Origin of the sequence: Georgenia satyanarayanai, assembly GCF_900116375.1 — a bacterium.
Taxonomy (GTDB): domain Bacteria; phylum Actinomycetota; class Actinomycetes; order Actinomycetales; family Actinomycetaceae; genus Oceanitalea; species Oceanitalea nanhaiensis.
Genome location: NZ_UETB01000008.1, coordinates 1 through 17,173, shown reverse-complemented (window position 1 = coordinate 17,173; position 17,173 = coordinate 1). Strand labels below are relative to the sequence as shown.

The window sequence follows — 17,173 nt, the reverse complement described above, 5'->3', positions numbered from 1 at the left end:
CGTCGACTCATGGCCCCGCAGCGGCTCGCGCTCGGAACAACTCAGCGCTCGGCGGCGAGGCGGCGAGGCGGCGAGGAACAACTCAGCGCTCGGCGACGAGGCCGGCGAGGAACAACTCAGCGCTCGGCGAGAAGGGGGTGGCCAGGAACAACTCAGCTGTCGGCGAGAAGGAGGGGGGTGGGGTCAGCGGAACCAGGGGGCGTCGGCGGGGCGCAGGGTGGCCCAGCCGGCGGCGCGGGCGCTGGCCGCGGCGAGGATGCCGACGACGGCGCTCGGGTTGTGCAGCCGCCCCTCGTGAACGGCGGCGAGGGCGTCGTCGAGCGTCACCCAGCGGGTGGTCATGTCGCGCTCCTCGTCGGCGCGCTCGTACCGCTCCGCCTCGGGCACCTCGGTAACGTCGCGCGCGAGGTAGATGCGCAGCGACTCGTTCGACCCGCCCGGCGAGGTGAAGTAGTCGACGAGCACGTCCCAGCGTCCCGCCTGGAGGTCGGTCTCCTCGGCGAGCTCGCGCTGGGCCGCGACGAGGTAGTCCTCGCCGGCGACGTCGAGCAGCCCGGCCGGGATCTCCCACAGCACGGCGCGCAGCGGGTGGCGGTACTGGTCGACGAGCGCGAGCTCCTCGCCCTGCGGCCCCTCCCGCAGGGCGACGACGGCGACCGCGCCGGGGTGGTCGAGGAACTCCCGCACCACCGGCTCGGTGTCGTCGGCGTCCAGCCGCACGTCCTCGCCGACGAGGTCGAAGACCTTGCCCTCGTGCAGCATCCGGCGCGAGACGACCTCACGGCCGTCGTCGCGCCGGTCGGTGAGGCTCACGCGCCGGCCTTGCGCGAGCTCGGCGAGTGCTCGGCGGCGCCGGGCGCGGGTGTCTCGTCGACGAGGTCGGTCGTGCGCGGCACACCCGGCTCGTCGACGCCGGTGCCGCTGGGCGCGGCGGGGACGGCGTCGCCCTCGACCTCGAGCAGGCGGGTGGCGCGCTGCCGGTCCAGCGCGGCACCGACGAGCCCGTGGAACAGCGGGTGCGCCCTGGTGGGCCGCGACTTGAACTCGGGGTGGGCCTGGGTGGCCACGTAGTACGGGTGCTTCTCGCGGTCCAGCTCGACGAACTCCACGAGGGAGGAGTCCGGAGAGCGGCCGGAGATCTGCAGGCCCGCCTCGGCCAGCGCGTCGCGGTAGTTGTTGTTGACCTCGTAGCGGTGGCGGTGGCGCTCGGTCACCCGGGTGGCGCCGTAGGCCTCGGCGACGACGGAGCCCTCGGTGAGGACCGCCTCGTAGCTGCCCAGGCGCATGGTGCCGCCCATGTCTCCGCCGCCGCCCTCGACGAAGTCGACCTGCTCGGCCATCGTCGCGACGAGCGGGTCGGGCGTGCCGGGGTCGAACTCGGTGGACGAGGCGTTCTCCAGGCCCAGGACGTTGCGGGCGTACTCGATGACCATGCACTGCAGGCCCAGGCAGATGCCCAGGGTGGGCACCTGGTTCTCCCGCGCCCAGCGCAGCGCGCCGAGCTTGCCCTCGATGCCGCGCACGCCGAAGCCGCCGGGCACGAGGATCGCGTCGACGTCCTGGAGGGCGCGACGGGCCCCCTCGGGGGTGGCGCAGTCGTCGGCGGGCACCCAGCGGATGACCACCTGGGCGTGGTGGTGGAAGCCGCCGGCGCGCAGCGCCTCGGTGACCGAGAGGTAGGCGTCGGGCAGGTCGACGTACTTGCCCACGAGGGCGACCTCGACGGTGTGGCGCGGCTTGCGCACCCGCTGCAGGAGGTCGTCCCAGTCGCTCCAGTCGACGTCGCGGAACGGGACGTTGAGACGGCGCACGACGTAGGCGTCCAGGCCCTCACGGTGCAGGACCGCGGGGATCTCGTAGATCGAGGACGCGTCGCGGCACTCGACGACGGCCTCGCGGTCGACGTCGCACATGAGCGCGATCTTGCCCTTGACGCCCTCCGGCAGCTCGCGGTCGGTGCGGCAGACGATGGCGTCGGGCTGGATGCCGATGCTGCGCAGCTCGCTCACCGAGTGCTGGGTGGGCTTGGTCTTGAGCTCGCCGCTCGCGCTGAGGTAGGGCACGAGCGAGACGTGGACGAAGAAGACGTTGTCGCGGCCGAGGTCGTGACGCACCTGGCGCGCGGCCTCGAGGAAGGGCAGCGACTCGATGTCGCCGACCGTGCCGCCGATCTCGGTGATGATGACGTCGGGCGCCTGCGCGCCGTCGACCGGCTGGGCCTGCGCGCGCATCCGCGCCTTGATCTCGTCGGTGATGTGCGGGATGACCTGGACGGTGTCGCCGAGGTACTCCCCGCGGCGCTCCTTGGCGAGCACGGTCGAGTAGACCTGGCCCGTGGTCGTGTTGGCGGCGCGGGAGAGGTTGACGTCGAGGAAGCGCTCGTAGTGACCGATGTCGAGGTCGGTCTCCGCGCCGTCCTCGGTGACGAAGACCTCACCGTGCTGGAAGGGGTTCATCGTGCCGGGATCGACGTTGATGTAGGGGTCCAGCTTCTGCATCGTCACGCGCAGACCGCGCGCGCGGAGCAGCTGGCCCAGGCTCGAGGCCGTCAGGCCCTTGCCGAGGGAGGACGCCACACCACCGGTGACGAAGATGTGCCGAGGGACTGTGTCGCCGCTAGTGCGGTGAAGGGTGACCACGGAATTCCACCTTATCAGTCGGTCGGTCGGGTCCGGTCCGTACCGCGAGTGCGCTGCGGCACCCCGGCTCGAGCGTAGACGTCGCGCAGCTGGGCGACGACGTCCTCGGGGGTGGGCAGCCGGCCGGACCGCGCACGTGCGGCGGCGCGCAGGCGGTCGCGCTCTGCGTCGTCGGTGAGCAGCCGGGAGACGGCGGCGGCGAGCGGCTCCGCCTGCGGCGGGACGAGGACGGCGGCGTCGGCCGTCACCTCCCGGGTGCCGCCCACGTCGGTGGCGACGACGGCGGCCCCGGCCTGCAGGGCCTCCTGCACCGCGAGCGGCTGCCCCTCCCACGTGCTCGTCGACACGACGACGTCCGCGACGGCGTTGAGGGCGGGCACGTCCTCGCGGCGGCCGGCGACGACGACGGGCAGTGCGTCCGCGCGCACCCGCTCGGCGAGCTCACCGGCGAGCGGGCCGTCCCCGACGACCACCCACCGGAAGGCCGGCGCTCCCCGGCGCACGAGGGCCGCGGCGGTGTCGGCGAGGAGGCCCAGGCCCTTCTGCGGTGCCAGGCGCCCGACCGTGAGGACGAGCCGCTCCTGCGGCGCGAGCCCCAGGGAGGCGCGCAGCTGCTGCCGGGCGGCGTCGTCCGGCGGGCCGGCGTCGGCGCGTGCCGGCGCGGGGACCAGGGCCCGCTGCGCGGAGGCGCCGAGCCGGGCGGCGCGGGCGACGAGGTCACCGCTGACCCCGAGGACGAGGTCGGCACCGCGCGCGACGACACGTTCGAGGACGGCCGCCACCGCCTGCACCTTGGCCCCGCCCACGGGCAGGTTGTGCAGGGTGACGACGACGGCGGGCCGCGCCCGCATCGCGCGGGTGGCGAGCACGGCGGCGGCGCCGGCGCGCAGCCCGTGGGCGTGGATGAGGTCGGTGCCGGCGAGCACGCCGCGCAGCCTGCGCAGGGCCGCGACGTCGCTGGGACGGGGCCGGTCGGCGATGTCGACGACGGCGGTCGGCACGGGTGAGTCGGCGACGACGTCGGCCGGGCCGGCGAGAAGCACCTGCTCCCCCGCGTCCGCGAGGAGCCCGGCGACCTGTCGTGCGTGCCGGGCGACGCCGCCCGCGCTCGTCGACGTCAGCTGGACGATCCGCATGACCCTCACCATGTCACGGCCTCAGGACCAGCGCGCGGGACGCAGGGCGGTGCGGTCGGCGAGCACCACGGCCAGGGCACCGAGCGCGGCGGCGCACAGCCCGCCGGCCACGGAGGCGAGCAGACCGGAGAGGAGCTGGGGGTCCACGGCGTCGAGCACGGCGTCGGTGACGAGCCTGCCGGCCAGTCCCCCGGCGGCCGCCCCCACCGTGCCCACCGCCGCGGTGCGCACCAGTGCGCCGAGCGGCGCGTCAGCACCGAGGGCGTGCCGCAGCGCCCACAGCAGCGCCAGGCCGGCGACGGTCATGCCGATCGAGGTCGCCAGCGCCAGGGAGAAGAGCGTGGCCGGCCCGTTCCCGCCGTCGGGCGCGGTGACCTGGACGAGCACGGCGGCGGCGACGCTGACGACGAGCCAGCCCGCCGCCGTCGCCATCACCGCGGCGCGGCCGCGGTCCAGGGTGTACAGGCAGCGGGACACGTGGAAGACCAGCCCGTAGCCGACGACGGCGGGGGCGAGCCACGTGACCGCCGTCGTCATCCCCTCCATCGTGCCGCTGAGGGAGAAGACGGTCGTGACACCGGGCGCGACGGCCGTGAGGATGCCCGCCCCGACGAGGGACGCGGCGAGGACCGAGCGGGTGGAGCCGACGGCCATGGCCGCGAAGGCGGCGCGGTCGTGGCCTCCCGCGAGCTCGGCGAGCCGCGGGAAGACGGCGGTGGCGACGGGCACCGCGAGGACGGCGTAGGGCAGGAAGTACACCGCGCGGGAGTACTCCCAGATCGTGATCGTGCCCTCCACGCCGCCGGCGCGGGCCAGGACGATGAACACGACGACGCTCACCTGCTGGGCGAGCAGCGCGCCGATGCCCGCGGCGGCGAGGTTGACCGCACGGCGGCCCACGCCGGGTGGGAAGCGCAGCACGGGGCGCAGCCGCACGCCGCTGCGCACCACCGGCACGAGCAGCGGCAGGCTCATCGCCGCGACGCCCAGGGTGGTGCCCCAGGCGAGCCAGTCGAGCGCCGACTGGGCCAGGCGCTCGGGCTCGTCGGCCATCCCGCCGGAGAGCATCCCGAAGGCGAGGTAGGCGCCGATGACGACGACGCTGGACAGGAGCGGGGCGATGGCCGGCAGGAGGAAGCGCCGCTGCGCCTGGAGCACGCCCGTGAGGACCACGCCCACGCCGTACAGCGGGATCTGCAGCGCGAAGATGCGCAGGAAGAACGTGGCGAGCTGCCGCTGCGTCTCGACGTCCGAGCCGACCGAGTCGGGCAGCAGCCCGACGATGGGACCGGCGAGGAGGGCGACGAGGAGTCCGAGCGGGACGAGGACGGCCAGCGTCCAGGTGAGCAGCGCCGAGGCGATCCGGTCGACCTCCCCGCGCAGGGAACGGGCGAGCGGGGCGGCGAGGAGGGGGACCACGGCGCCGGCGAGGGCGCCGCCGGCCGCGACCTCGAACAGGACGTTGGGCAGCGTGTTGGCCGTGGAGTAGGCGTTCGCGGTGGCGGAGTCGCCCAGCGTGGCCGACTGGACGAACCACCGCACGAAGCCGACGGCGCGCGAGAGCACCGTCACGGCCGCCATCATGCCCGCGGCGCCGGCGACCCCGGCGAGGACGCGGCGGCGGCCGGTGACCGGGTCGGTCACCTCCCGACCACCGGGGTCACCTCCGGCCCCACTGGTCCAGGGCGTGCAGCACCGGGGACTGGTCGATGACGCGGGAGAAGCTCACCCGTTCGCTGAGCAGCGTGAGGGCGACGACGGCGGCCAGCGCCCCGCCCCGCAGCACACGGGAGGGGTGGGCGGCCAGGGCGGCGCCGAGAGTGGCGCCCAGGGCGTTGGCACCGGTGTCGCCGAGCATGGTGCGCTCGGAGAGGTCGTCGCGCAGGCCGGCGGCGGCGGAGCCGAGAGCGGTGGCAGCGACGGGCGCGCCCGGGCCGCCCGCGAGGGTGGTGGCGGCCGCCGCCACGCAGGTGACCTTGAGCGCCCGGCCGGGGCGCAGGTCGAAGAGGTTGAGGAGGTTCGCGGTCCCGGCGATGAGCGCGGCGCTCGTGCCACGGTGGGCGAGGCGCGCGACGCGCCCCGAGCCGCGTGCCGGCAGGACGAGCGAGGCGAGCAGCGCGCCGCCGCCGATACCGGCGATCTTCAGCGCACCGGTGGTGACCTGGCCCTCGCGCAGCGCGCCGAGGTGGCCGCGCAGGCCCTTGACGTGGCGGTCGGCCTCCCGCTCGGTGAGGTCGTCGACGGCGCCGAGCGCGCCCGCGGCCCCGGCGGCGACGGCTGCCGCCGCGCCGGTCCGGCCGGCGCCGAGCAGCGCGAGGCTCGTGCCCCCGGCCTGCGCGAGGCCACCGAGGAGGCTCACGCTGCGCCCGGCGTAGTTCGTGCGCTGCCAGCGCTCGGGCCCGCCGGGCGGCGCGCTCTCGACCGCGGTGGCCACCGCACCAGTGGCCACGACGCCCAGCAGCGCGGCCCGCAGACGCGCCATCAGCCGGCGTCCTCGGTCTCGGCGGCCTCCTCCTGCTCGGGGCCGGGCACGGCGGGCGGGGGCAGGTAGACCGCGGGCGGGACGAGGGCGGTGGCCTCGGCCCCGACCCCGTAGTGGCCCACCTCGCCGGAGATGTCGACGGCGAGGGCCATCGGCACGCTGAGACGCCCGGTGAGCTCGGCGATGGAGTCGGTCGTCGTCACGGCCTGGGCTGCGTCCGCGTCGGCGCGCACGGCGCTGATGAGGTCGAGCTCGGTCGCCGCCGAGCCGACGACGACGGTGCCCTCACCGGTCGCGGCCACGCCGCGGGCCAGGGCGACCTCCTCGGCCAGCCGCTGCTCACGGGTCTCGACGTCGGCGGGCTCGGGCGTCTCCTCGGGGCCGGTGGCCTCGCTGCGCGGGGCGACGACGACGGTCGCGTTGGCGGCCTGGCCCGGCTCCTCGGTGAGCTCGACGAGCGGGTCCTCGGCCGAGACGAGCAGCTCGAGGAGCGTCTCGGCGTCGGTCGTGAGGGTGCCGTCGACGTCCCCCCGGGTCAGGGCCTGGCCCAGGGCGGTGCCGAGGATGACGCCGGCGTCCGCGCCGTCCTGCGGGGCGGGGTCGAGGTAGCCGAGGATCTGGCCCGCGAAGCTCGAGCGGAACGTCGCGGTGCCCGGGTCGGTCCACGCCTCGGTGACCTGGACCTGCCCGGTGACGGTGGCGCCGGCCTGCTCGAGGCGCAGGCGCACGTCGGCGACGTCGTCCTCGTTCGCGGCGGGCAGGACGACGACGGCGACCGAGCGGCCCTCGAGGCGCGAGCCGAGGGTGGCGGGGGCGACCTCGTCGAGGAACTGGTCGCGCGTCTCGCGCTCGGCCTCGCTGACCTCGAGCTCCGTCCGCAGCCGGTCGCGGTCCTCGCGCAGCTCCTCCACCTGACCGGTGAGCTGGTCACCGAGGGGCTGGTTGAGGGGACCGGCACCGAGGAGGATCCCCAGCGCCAGGGCGAGGAAGACGGCGATGAGTGAGACGAGGTGGTAGCGGAAGTCGATCATCGTGCTCCTACGAGGTGGGCGCGGGCGGGGCGATGCCCAGCAGGTCCTTGATGGCGGCGAACAGGCCGTCGAGCCGCGCCATGACGATCTGGTACAGCGCCTGGCCGAGCTCGGTGGACGCGAGGGCCACCCCGATGGCCAGCAGCCCGGCGAGCGCGAGCAGGACGATCTGCAGCGTCGAGATCCGGGTGCGGTAGAGCTGGGAGACGCCCTTGGCGTCGACGAGCTTGGAGCCCACCCGCAGGCGCGTGAGGAAGGTCGAGGCCATGCCCGCGCGGCCCTTGTCGAGGAACTCCACGAGGGTCGCGTGGGTACCGACGGCGACGATCAGCTCGGCGCCCTTGTCGTCGGCCAGCAGCATGGCGACGTCCTCGCTCGTGCCGGTGGCCGGGAAGACGACGTGGTCCACGCCCAGCTGCTCGACGCGCGCCATGCCGGGGGCGCGGCCGTCGCGGTAGGCGTGGACGACGATCTCGGCGCCGCTGCGCAGGGTGGCGTCGGAGACGGAGTCCATGTCCCCGACGATCATGTCCGGCGTGAGGCCGGACTCGATGATCGCGTCCGCGCCGCCGTCGACGCCGATGAGGACGGGACGGTACTCGCGGACGTAGGACCGCAGCATCGCCAGGTCCTCCTTGTAGTGGTAGCCGCGCACGACGATGAGGACGTGCCGGCCCTCGATGGCGGTGTGCACGTCGGGCACGCCCACGCCGTCGAGAAGGAGGTCGCGCTCCCGGTTGAGGAAGTCCATCGTGTTGCCGGCGAAGGCCTCGAGCTGGACGGACAGGCCCTCGCGAGCCTCCACCATGGCGGCGGCGACGCTCTCCTCGGTCTGCTCGGTGCCCTCGGCCATGAGGACGGTCCCCGAGTAGACGGCGTTGCCGTCCACGCGCACGGGCCGTCCCTCGCGCAGCGACATGACCGAGCCGCCGAGGTCGTCGACGAGCGGGATCCCCTCGACGACGATGATCTCCGGGCCGAGGTTGGGGTAGCGCCCGGAGGTGGACTTGGCGGCGTTGAGGACGGCGGCCGGACGGCACGCGACGAGCGCCTCGGCCGAGACGCGGTCGAGGTCGAGGTGGTCGATGACGGCCACGTCACCGGGCTGCAGGCGCTTGGTGAGGTTCTTCGTGCGCGCGTCCACGCGCACGGGTCCGGTCACACCGGGCCCGGTGTCGGGAGGTGTGCGGCGACGGAAGAGGGGACTCACGCGAGTCATCGTGCCACGACGGCACGGTCCAGGAGCTCTGCGGCGTGGCGGCGAGCCACGTCGGAGTCCTCCTGTCCCGACAGCATGCGTGCCAGCTCCTGCTCCCGCTCGGGCCCGGTGATCTCGCGCACGTCGGTGATGGTCGTCTCCCCGGTCGACTTGCTCACCAGCAGGTGGGTGTCGGCGAAGGCGGCCACCTGGGGCAGGTGGGTGACGACGACGACCTGCGCGACGCGAGCCAGTCCGGCCAGCCGGCGCCCGACCTCGATGGCGGCGCGGCCGCCCACGCCCGCGTCGACCTCGTCGAAGACGAAGGTGGGGCGCACGGCCGTGTCCGTGGCCGGCGCGGCGACGGCGACCTCGAGGGCGAGCATGACGCGCGACAGCTCACCACCGGAGGCTCCCTCCCCGAGCGGACGTGGCGGGGAGTCGGGCCGGGGCTGCAGGAGGAGGCTCACGGTCTCCGCGCCCCAGGGACCGGGCTCGGGCAGGGGCTCGAGGCCCACCTCGAGGTGGGCCCCGGGCATGGCCAGCCCGGCGAGCTCGGCATCGACCGCGGTGGAGAGCCGGGCGGCCGCGTCGGTGCGGGCGGCGGTGAGCCGCTCGGCGAGCTCGCCGAGCGTGGCGGTGAGCGCGGTGAGCTCCTCGCGGAGGGCGGCGCCACCGTCCTGGGGGCCGTCGATCTCGGCCAGGCGGGCCGCGGCCGAGCGCGACCACTCCCCCAGCTCGTCGGAGCTCTCCAGGCCCAGGCGCAGGGCGGCGTCCCGCAGGGCCGCGCGGCGCTCGTGGACGGTCTGGAGCCGGTCGGGGTCCGCCTCGAGGGAGGAGAGGAAGCCCGACAGCTCGGTGCCGATGTCGGACAGGAGGTAGGAGACCTCGGCGAGGCGGGTGGAGAGCGCCGCGAGCTCGGGGTCGCTCACCTCGAGGGCGCGGCGGGCGTCGTCGACGAGCACGGTCGCGTCCTGCTCGCCGCCCTCCCCCGCCCCGAGGAGGGCGGCGTGGGCGCGGCCGGCGGCCTGTCGCAGCTCCTCGACGTTGCCGAGCCGCTCGGCCTCCGCGCGCAGGGCGTCGTCCTCGCCGGGCTGGGGGTCGAGGGTCTCGAGGAGCTCGAGGTTCGTGCGCAGGCGCACCGCCTCCCCGGCTCGCTCGTCCGCGCGGGCCTGCCACTCCTCCAGGCGCGCCTGGACCTCGGTGAGCCGCTGCCACGTGGCGCGGTACTCCCCGAGGAGCGCGGAGGCGCCGGCGAAGGCGTCGAGCAGGGCGCGCTGCCGGGCGGGCGAGCGCAGGCGCAGCTGGTCGGACTGGCCGTGGACGGTGACGAGGTCGGCGGCGAGCTCACCGAGGAAGGCCTGGGGGACGCTGCGTCCACCGGCGAAGGACCGGGAGCGGCCCTTGGCGGGCAACGCCCGGGCGAGGAGGAGCGCGTCGTCGTCGAGGGAGCCGCCTGCGTCGGTGACCCGGGCGGCGACGTCGTCCCCGACGACGAAGGTGCCCTCGACGACGGCGCGGTCGGCGCCGCCGCGGACCATGGCGGTCTCGCCCCGCCCGCCGAGGAGGAGGTCGAGGCCGGTGAGGACCATCGTCTTGCCGGCGCCGGTCTCACCGGTGATGACGGTGAAGCCCGGGCCCAGGCCGAGGGTGGCCGAGGCGATGACACCGAGGTTCTCGATGCGGATCTCCTCGATCACGGGTCCTTCCTCCCCCCGCGCCACCCGGTGACCGGGAGCGCGAACTTCGCCACGAGCCGGCCCGAGAAGGGCGTGGGCTCGATGCGGGCCAGGCGCACCGGCTCGCTGCCGCGCCGGACGTCGATGTGCGAGCCGACGGGTGCGGGCAGCTGGCGGCGTCCGTCGCACCACACGTCGCCGCCGGACAGGTTACGGTCCAGGACCTCGACGGCGAGCACCGAGGAGGGGCCGGCGACGAGCGGGCGGGCGAAGAGCGCGTGCGCGGCGATCGGGACGACGAGGAGCGCCTCGACGTCGGGCCACACGACGGGCCCGCCGCCTGAGAAGGCGTAGGCCGTGGAACCGGTGGGGGTGGCGATGACGATGCCGTCACAGCCGAAGGAGGACAGGCCCCGGCCGTCGACGCCGAGGGCGAGCTCGATGACCCCGGAGCGGTCGACCTTCTCGATGGTCGCCTCGTTGATGGCCCACCCGGTGTGGATGTCACCCGCGGGGGTCTGGACCTCGACGTCGATCGTCATCCGCTCCTCGACGGTGTAGTCGCGGTCGGCGATGCGCTGGACCACCTCCCCGAGGCTGTCGGGGTCGGCCTCGGCGAGGAAGCCGACGTGCCCGAGGTTGACGCCGATGAGCGGGATGTCGCGGCCGCGGACGAGCTCGGCGGCGCGCAGGAGCGTGCCGTCCCCACCGAGGACCAGGACGAGCTCGGGGTCGTTGGCGGGGTCGTCGTCGAGCTCGAGCACCGGCTCGATGCCGAGCTCGCGCAGCCGGGCCTCCGCCTGCTGCGCCGCGGTGACCGCCTGCTCGCGCCACTCGTGGCTGACGAGCAGCACCCGGCGGCTCACGGCGCCACCGTGGGTCGCTGGTCGATGGCGGCGGCGATCACGGCGTCGAGCTCCTCGGGTGGGTGGACGCGGCTCGGGTCACGGCGCAAGCCTATGAAGTACTCGACGTTCCCGCTGGGACCTGGCAGCGGGCTGGGTACGACGGCGAAGGTCCCCAGGCCCAGGGTCGCGGCGGCGTCGGCCACGGTCCGCACGGACTCGGCGTGCAGGGCGGGGTCACGGACGACGCCGCCCCTGCCGAGGCGCTCCTTGCCCACCTCGAACTGCGGCTTGACCATGAGGAGGAAGTCGGCGTCGGGCGCGGCGGCAGCGGCCAGGGCGGGCAGGACGAGGGTGAGGGAGATGAAGGACAGGTCCCCGACGACGAGTCCCGGCGCCGGGGCGACGGCGGCGGGGTCGAGGGTGCGGACGTTCGTGCGGTCCAGGACGGTGACGCGCGGGTCCTGCTGGAGGGACCACACGAGCTGCCCGTAGCCGACGTCGACGGCGACGACGTGCTCGGCGCCGCGGCGCAGGAGCACGTCGGTGAACCCGCCGGTGGAGGCACCGGCGTCGAGAGCGCGGCGGCCGGCGACCGTGGGGGCGGCGGGCCCGAGGGCGTCGAGGGCGCCGGCGAGCTTGTGCGCGCCGCGGGAGGCGTAGTCGTCGGTGGGTGGGGCGACGACGCGCAGCGCCTGCGCGGGATCCACCTGCCGGGCGGCCTTGGTGACGGCGGCGCCGTCGAGGAGCACGTGGCCCTCGGCGATGAGCTCGGCGGCGTGCTGGCGCGAGCGGGCCAGCCCGCGGCGGACGAGCTCGGCGTCGACCCTGACGAGACGCGCCACGTCAGGACTCAGCCGCCGACAGCTGGGCTGCCAGGGCGCGGTGGACGGCGTCGAGGACGGTGACGTGCTCGCTCAGGGGGCGCCCGGCGAGGGTCTCGAGCTCCGCGAGCTCGGGGACCGGCTGCGGTGCGGAGGGGCCGGGGCGCGGCGGCGCGGGCCGAGGGGCTGGCGCTGGCGTCACGTCCGGCATGGGTCTCCTTCTCGCGTCCGTCCTGCAGGGTCGGTTCCCCGCCAATGTACCGCCGCGCTCCCCCGGCCCCACCGCATCGACACCCACCACCTCCCGCCGACAGCGCACTTGTCGCCGACAGCCGACTTACCGCCGACAGCGCACTTATCGCCGACAGCCGACTTGCTTCCGACGGCGGCCCGCCCTCAGGTGAGGTTGACGAGCGCGACGTAGGTGAGGGTGCCGGCGCCCACGCTCAGCAGCGTGCGCCGTCCGCCGGTGAGGTGGACGGCGACGGTGACGGCGGCGGCCAGCGCGGCGTGGAGCAGGTGCCCGCCCGTGGCGGAGGACCGGAAGGTGGCGGCCGCCAGGACGGCGAGGATGCCGGCGGGCATCCACGCCGCCATTGTCATGACGAGGCGGGAGTCGCGCAGCGGCTCGAGGATCGCGAAGGGCACCGCGCGCAGCGCGAGTGTGATGACGAAGACCGTGGCGAGGGCGGCGACGACGTAGCCCGGCTCAGGCACGCGCCCCTCCCCTCGTGAGGACGTACCGGCCGAGGAGCAGGCCGACGAGCAGGACGAGACCGACGAGGAGCACCGAGCCGGGGGCGACGACCACGGCGCAGGTGAAGGCGAGCCCGGCCAGCAGGAGCGAGGGAACCTCCCGGCGGCTGCGGGCGGCGTCGAGGGTGAGGGTGATGAACAGGGCGCACAGGGCGAACTCCAGGCCCTGCACCGGTCCGGGCAGGAGGGAGGCGACCGCGACGCCGGTGAGGCCACCGCCCACCCAGTAGGCCTGGAAGCACAGCTGCATCGAGAGCAGCCGCCACGCCGTCCAGCCGTGCGGGCGTACGGCGGTCATCGCGTAGGCCTCGTCGATGAGGGCGTAGACGGAGTACGCCCGCGCGACGGGATGGCGCACGACGCGCAGGGGGAAGGAGAACGCGTAGAAGACGTGCCGGAAGTTGACGACGAGGGTGGTCACGGCGATCGCCGCGATCGAGGCTCCCCCGCTGATCATGCCGACGAGGAGGAGCTCGAGCGACCCGGCGAAGGCCGCGACGGACAGCGCCGGGGCGAGCCACCACGGCAGTCCGGCCTGGACGACGAGGAGGCCGAAGGCAACCCCGAGCGGGTACATGCCCAGTCCGGCCGCCAGGGAGGCCCGGGCGCCGGCGCCGATCTCGGCGCGGCGTCCGGGTCCCTCGTGGGCGGTGGGTCGTCGCATCGGAGCCGGGGTCAGCCGACCACCAGGGCGGGGACGACCTCCGGAGCGAGCGGGGCGCCGCGGTCGGCGGCGTCCCACGCGGCCACGCACAGCGCGCGCCAGCCGTCGAGGCTGACGCGTGCCCGCCCGCCACTCAGTCGCTGCGGGTCCGACGGGCCGAGCGGGCCGGTGGGGTCGTCGACGAGCTCGAGAGCGCCGTCGTGCACGCGCGCGACGGCCGCGCCGCAGCCCCACCGGCCGTCCTCCACCTCGAGCGGCGCGGGGTGCTGGACGAAGAGCCCCCGCAGGTCGAGGGCGAGGAGGGACGGACGCTGGTGCGCGGGCGCGAGGACGGCGTCGCGCGCCGTCGTCACACCGGTGAGGACGAGGAGCCCGGGCATGCCGGCGGCGCGGGCGCCCTCGAGGTCGGTGTCGAGCCGGTCACCGACGGCGATCGGGGACGAGGCACCGAGCCGGTCCGCCGCCTGGTGGTAGATCGCCGGGAGCGGCTTGCCCGAGGCGAGGGGCTCGATGCCCGTCGCCTCGACGACGGCGCGGACGAGCGCCCCGTTGCCGGGTGCCACGCCGCGCTCCTTGGGGATGGAGCCGTCGAGGTTCGTCGCGACGTGGCGCGCCCCGGCGCCGACGGCGTAGGCGGCCTCGGCGAGGTCCCGCCACCCGAGATCGGGGGCGAAGCCCTGGACGACGGCCGCCGGTGCGTCCGCGGCGCTCGTGACGAGCTCGAAGCCCGCCGCGCTCAGCGCGGTGCGCAGACCCTGGCCACCGACCGGGAGCACGCGGGCACCGGGCTCGAGCTCGTCCTGCAGGAGCAGAGCCACGGACTGGGCGGAGGTGACGATCTCCTGCGGCTCGCACGGGATGCCGAAGCCGGTGATCTGGGCGGCGATGTCCTCCGGCTCACGGGAGGAGTTGTTGGTGACGTACAGCGGACGCAGGCCGCGCGCGGCGGCCGCCTGGATGGCGGCCGGCGCGTGGGTGACGGGCTCGTCGCCCAGGTAGACGACGCCGTCGAGGTCGTAGAGGGCGACGTCGTAGCTGTCGGCGGGTACTGCGGACCCGGTGAGGGTTTCCGTCACGGGCGCTCCTCCTCGGTGTCGGCGAACAGGTCGAGCTGGACCTGGCCGGACTCGTCGGCCTCGTCCTTCTCGACCGTGGCCTCCGGCTCCGCGGCGGGCTCAGGCTCGGCCTCCGGCTCGGCGGCAGGCTCAGGCTCAACCGCGGCCTCGGGCTCGCGCTCCGGCTCAACCGCGGCCTCAGGCGCGGGCTCGGCCTCCGGCTCAACCGCGGCCTCAGGCGCGGGCTCGGCCTCCTGCTCGAGCTGGGCCTCAGCCTCGGCCCCAGGCTCGGGCGCGGGCTCGGTCTCCAGCTCCGGCTCCGGCTCCGGCTCCGGCTCGGTCGTCAGCTCCGGCTCGGACTCCGGCTCGGGCTCGGCCTCGCGCTCCGGCTCCGGTACCAACGCGGCGCTCGTCGCGATGTCGTCGTCCTCGTCCTCGTCACCCAGGAGGTCGACGACGACGAGGTCCTCGTCCTCAATCGGCATCTCCCCGGCGGCCTCGCGGACGGCGGCTGCCTCCTCGTGGCGGCCGAGCGTCTCCAGACGGTCGGCGCGCACGAGCTGCAGCCGGCGCTTGGGCTCCGCTTCCTTGACGGCGGGGATCAGGCGCTCGACGACAAGCAGGGCGGCCTCGTGCTCACCGAGGTCGGCGCGGGCGCCGCTCTCGACGAGGGTGAGCTCGACGGCCTCGGCGACGGGCAGCTTCCTGCTCTTGGCCTCGGCGATGACGCTGAGCGCCCGCTCCGGGCGGCCCAGGCCACGCTCGCAGTCCGCCTCGATCGCCGGGTGGGCGTCCATGCCGCTCAGGCGGCGCACGGTGCGGACCTCACGCAGTGCCTCCGCGTACCGCCCGGTGGCGTAGGCGGTGAGCGCGAGAGCCTCGCGGACGACGTCGACGCGGCCGGCGCTGCGCACAGCCGTCCGGGCGTGCTCGTAGGCAAGCTCGGGGTCGGTGTCGACGAGCCTGCCGGCCATGACGAGGTGGGAGGCGACGTGGTCGGCGTTCGACTTCGTCAGCGTCCGCAACCGGGCGCGCGCCGCGCGGTCGAGCATGTCGGGCGTGACGTCCTCGTCGATGATGGGCTCCGGCTCGCGCTCGACGCGGCGCGGGTCGAGCTCACCCGGGCGGCTGGGGCGACCGCTGCGTGCAGTGGCCGCAGCATCGCCACCGTCCCGGCTGAAGCGCCGGGGAGCGCGCGGGTCGTCACGACGCGCGTCGCGACGGGGTCCGCCACGGCGGTCGTCGTCACCGCGGGGCCGGAAACCCCGCTCCTCGCGTCCTCCGGACGCCTGCTCGCTCCCACGCTGCGGGCGAGAGCTCCAGTCTCCACGGCGCTCGTCGCGACGGTCGCCGGAGCCGCCGGTACGACGGTCCTCGCCCCTGGGCCCGGAGTCCCGGGGACCGCGTCGCTCGTCGCCACCACGGCTCGCACCGAAGTCACGGCCGCCGCGGCGCTCATCGCCACCACGGCTCCCGCCAAAGTCACGACCACCACGGCTGTCACCATCACGACGAGGACCGAACTCGCGGCCGCCACGACGCTCATCGCCACCACGGCTCCCGCCGAAGTCACGACCACCACGGCTGTCACCATCACGACGGAACTCGCCGCCACGGCGGTCGTCACTCCGGGCGCCGAAGCCGCGGTCTCCCGCTGCGCGCCCGCCCTCGCGGTCGGCGCCGGGGCGCGAGGACCTGGAGTCCCAGTCACCGCGGGGACGACGGTCGTCGGCACGGGGGCCGGAGCGCCGGTCGTCTCCCTCACGGCGCGGACCGCGGTCGCTGGTGGGACGCGAGCCCCACTCGCCACGCGGCTTGCGGTCGTCGCGCGGGCCGCTGCGCCGGTCGTCGCCCTCACGGCGCGGACCGCGGTCGCTGGTGGGACGCGAGCCCCACTCGCCACGCGGCTTGCGGTCGTCGCGCGGGCCGCTGCGCCGGTCGTCGCCCTCACGGCGCGGACCGCGGTCGCTGGTGGGACGCGAGCCCCACTCGCCACGCGGCTTGCGGTCGTCGCGCGGGCCGCTGCGGCGGTCGTCGGAGTCACGGCGGGGGCCGCCGTCACGGCTGTACGGCGCTCGCGCCGGGCGCGAGCCCCACTCGCCGCGCGACCGCGCGCCGCCGTCGGCAGAGCCGGACCGTCGGTCGCCCTCGCCACGAGGGCCGTCGCTGTCGCGGCGCGGCTGGTAGGGGCGCTCGCGGTCGCCCGCGCGCCCGCCCTCGCCTCCGGAGCGGGGCGTCCAGTCGCCTCGTGCACCGCGGTTGTCGCCATCGCGGCGAGGGGCCGAGCTCCGCGGCCCCTCGTTCTTGCGGTAAGGCCGCTGCGGCCCCCCGTCGCGGCGCGGTCCACCCTGGCCTGCGCCGCGGGACGAGCCGGCTCCGCCGCGCTGCCCCCGCTCGGGCCGCCCGGAGCGATCCTCGCCACGTGATGAGCTGTTCCTGTGGTCGTCCATCGATCTCTCTCTTCGTCTGGGCTGCACCCGGGTAGAAACACGTAAGGGCCGCAACGCATCGTTGCGGCCCTTACGGGAATGGGTGTTCGGCGGTGTCCTACTCTCCCACGTAGTCTCCCACGCAGTACCATCGGCGCTGAGGGGCTTAGCTTCCGGGTTCGGAATGGGACCGGGCGTTTCCCCCTCGCTATGACCGCCGTAACTCTGTGGAGTTGTCCGACCGCTTCCCTCACGTGTGTGAGGGGTGGGTGGCTCCAGAACCGTACAGTGGACGCGTCAACATTTGATCTTGATAGTTGTGGTGAAGTTGTTGGCCAATTAGTACCGGTCAGCTCCACGGGTCGTTAGTCCCCGCTTCCACGTCCGGCCTATCAACCCAGTGTTCTGCTGGGGGCCTTCCCACCTCGAGGGTGG

General features: G+C 75.1%; 15 protein-coding genes and 2 rRNA genes. All 17 read right to left on the bottom strand.

From position 1 onward, the window contains the following. Nucleotides 1–183: 183 nt before the first annotated feature. Nucleotides 184–762, bottom strand: a complete 579-nt coding sequence (locus tag DSZ44_RS11315; protein ID WP_110852853.1) for an NUDIX domain-containing protein — start codon at nucleotides 760–762, stop codon at nucleotides 184–186. A gap of 47 nt (nucleotides 763–809) precedes the next feature. Then, nucleotides 810–2,639, bottom strand: a complete 1,830-nt coding sequence (gene pyrG, locus DSZ44_RS11310; protein WP_110852743.1) for a CTP synthase — start codon at nucleotides 2,637–2,639, stop codon at nucleotides 810–812. Between the two features lie 14 nt (nucleotides 2,640–2,653). Next, a complete protein-coding gene (locus DSZ44_RS11305) occupies nucleotides 2,654–3,775 on the bottom strand; it encodes a glycosyltransferase family 4 protein (RefSeq protein WP_220035172.1) in 1,122 nt (373 codons plus the stop codon). Between the two features lie 21 nt (nucleotides 3,776–3,796). Continuing rightward, complete coding sequence (gene murJ, locus DSZ44_RS11300; protein ID WP_110852741.1) at nucleotides 3,797–5,419, bottom strand: murein biosynthesis integral membrane protein MurJ; 1,623 nt, start codon at nucleotides 5,417–5,419, stop codon at nucleotides 3,797–3,799. Between the two features lie 16 nt (nucleotides 5,420–5,435). Then, a complete protein-coding gene (locus DSZ44_RS11295) occupies nucleotides 5,436–6,257 on the bottom strand; it encodes a hypothetical protein (protein WP_110852740.1) in 822 nt (273 codons plus the stop codon). Beyond that, nucleotides 6,257–7,288 (bottom strand): copper transporter, encoded by a 1,032-nt coding sequence (locus DSZ44_RS11290; RefSeq protein ID WP_110852739.1) that lies wholly within the window; start codon nucleotides 7,286–7,288, stop codon nucleotides 6,257–6,259. Before DSZ44_RS11290 ends, DSZ44_RS11295 begins: the two co-directional genes overlap by 1 nt. A 7-nt stretch (nucleotides 7,289–7,295) precedes the next feature. Continuing rightward, on the bottom strand, nucleotides 7,296–8,498 hold the full coding sequence (gene steA / locus DSZ44_RS11285) for a putative cytokinetic ring protein SteA (RefSeq protein ID WP_258369441.1): 1,203 nt from the start codon (nucleotides 8,496–8,498) through the stop codon (nucleotides 7,296–7,298). A 5-nt stretch (nucleotides 8,499–8,503) separates the two neighbouring features. After that, entirely contained in the window at nucleotides 8,504–10,186 is a 1,683-nt protein-coding gene (gene recN / locus DSZ44_RS11280; protein ID WP_110852737.1) for a DNA repair protein RecN, read from the bottom strand. Beyond that, nucleotides 10,183–11,031 (bottom strand): NAD kinase, encoded by an 849-nt coding sequence (locus tag DSZ44_RS11275; RefSeq protein WP_110852736.1) that lies wholly within the window; start codon nucleotides 11,029–11,031, stop codon nucleotides 10,183–10,185. Before DSZ44_RS11275 ends, recN begins: the two co-directional genes overlap by 4 nt. Beyond that, a complete protein-coding gene (locus DSZ44_RS11270; protein WP_110852735.1) occupies nucleotides 11,028–11,855 on the bottom strand; it encodes a TlyA family RNA methyltransferase in 828 nt (275 codons plus the stop codon). The genes DSZ44_RS11275 and DSZ44_RS11270 overlap by 4 nt, the downstream gene beginning before the upstream one ends. A 1-nt stretch (nucleotide 11,856) precedes the next feature. Beyond that, the gene (locus DSZ44_RS11265) at nucleotides 11,857–12,036 is read right to left on the bottom strand and encodes a hypothetical protein (RefSeq protein WP_220035171.1); all 180 of its coding nucleotides are present in this window, start codon (nucleotides 12,034–12,036) and stop codon (nucleotides 11,857–11,859) included. A 194-nt stretch (nucleotides 12,037–12,230) separates the two neighbouring features. Beyond that, nucleotides 12,231–12,551: an AzlD domain-containing protein gene (locus tag DSZ44_RS11260; RefSeq protein WP_110852733.1), complete on the bottom strand. Its 321-nt coding sequence runs from the start codon at nucleotides 12,549–12,551 to the stop codon at nucleotides 12,231–12,233. Further along, entirely contained in the window at nucleotides 12,544–13,254 is a 711-nt protein-coding gene (locus tag DSZ44_RS11255) for an AzlC family ABC transporter permease (protein ID WP_110852732.1), read from the bottom strand. The genes DSZ44_RS11260 and DSZ44_RS11255 overlap by 8 nt, the downstream gene beginning before the upstream one ends. A gap of 11 nt (nucleotides 13,255–13,265) precedes the next feature. Beyond that, nucleotides 13,266–14,330, bottom strand: a complete 1,065-nt coding sequence (locus tag DSZ44_RS11250) for an HAD-IIA family hydrolase (protein WP_110852731.1) — start codon at nucleotides 14,328–14,330, stop codon at nucleotides 13,266–13,268. Continuing rightward, on the bottom strand, nucleotides 14,327–15,361 hold the full coding sequence (locus DSZ44_RS11245; RefSeq protein WP_110852730.1) for a hypothetical protein: 1,035 nt from the start codon (nucleotides 15,359–15,361) through the stop codon (nucleotides 14,327–14,329). Before DSZ44_RS11245 ends, DSZ44_RS11250 begins: the two co-directional genes overlap by 4 nt. Before the next feature lie 1,482 nt (nucleotides 15,362–16,843). Then, nucleotides 16,844–16,960 (bottom strand): 5S ribosomal RNA (rrf, locus tag DSZ44_RS11235). Between the two features lie 97 nt (nucleotides 16,961–17,057). After that, nucleotides 17,058–17,173 (bottom strand): 23S ribosomal RNA (locus DSZ44_RS11230); the annotation flags it as partial.

Coding starts and splice junctions, on each gene's coding strand:
- DSZ44_RS11315 (WP_110852853.1), bottom strand. CDS start 762: ATGCTGCACGAGGGCAAGGTCTTCGACCTCGTCGGCGAGGACGTGCGG.
- DSZ44_RS11295 (WP_110852740.1), bottom strand. CDS start 6,257: ATGGCGCGTCTGCGGGCCGCGCTGCTGGGCGTCGTGGCCACTGGTGCG.
- DSZ44_RS11305 (WP_220035172.1), bottom strand. CDS start 3,775: ATGCGGATCGTCCAGCTGACGTCGACGAGCGCGGGCGGCGTCGCCCGG.
- DSZ44_RS11255 (WP_110852732.1), bottom strand. CDS start 13,254: ATGCGACGACCCACCGCCCACGAGGGACCCGGACGCCGCGCCGAGATC.
- DSZ44_RS11245 (WP_110852730.1), bottom strand. CDS start 15,361: ATGCTCGACCGCGCGGCGCGCGCCCGGTTGCGGACGCTGACGAAGTCG.
- DSZ44_RS11290 (WP_110852739.1), bottom strand. CDS start 7,288: ATGATCGACTTCCGCTACCACCTCGTCTCACTCATCGCCGTCTTCCTC.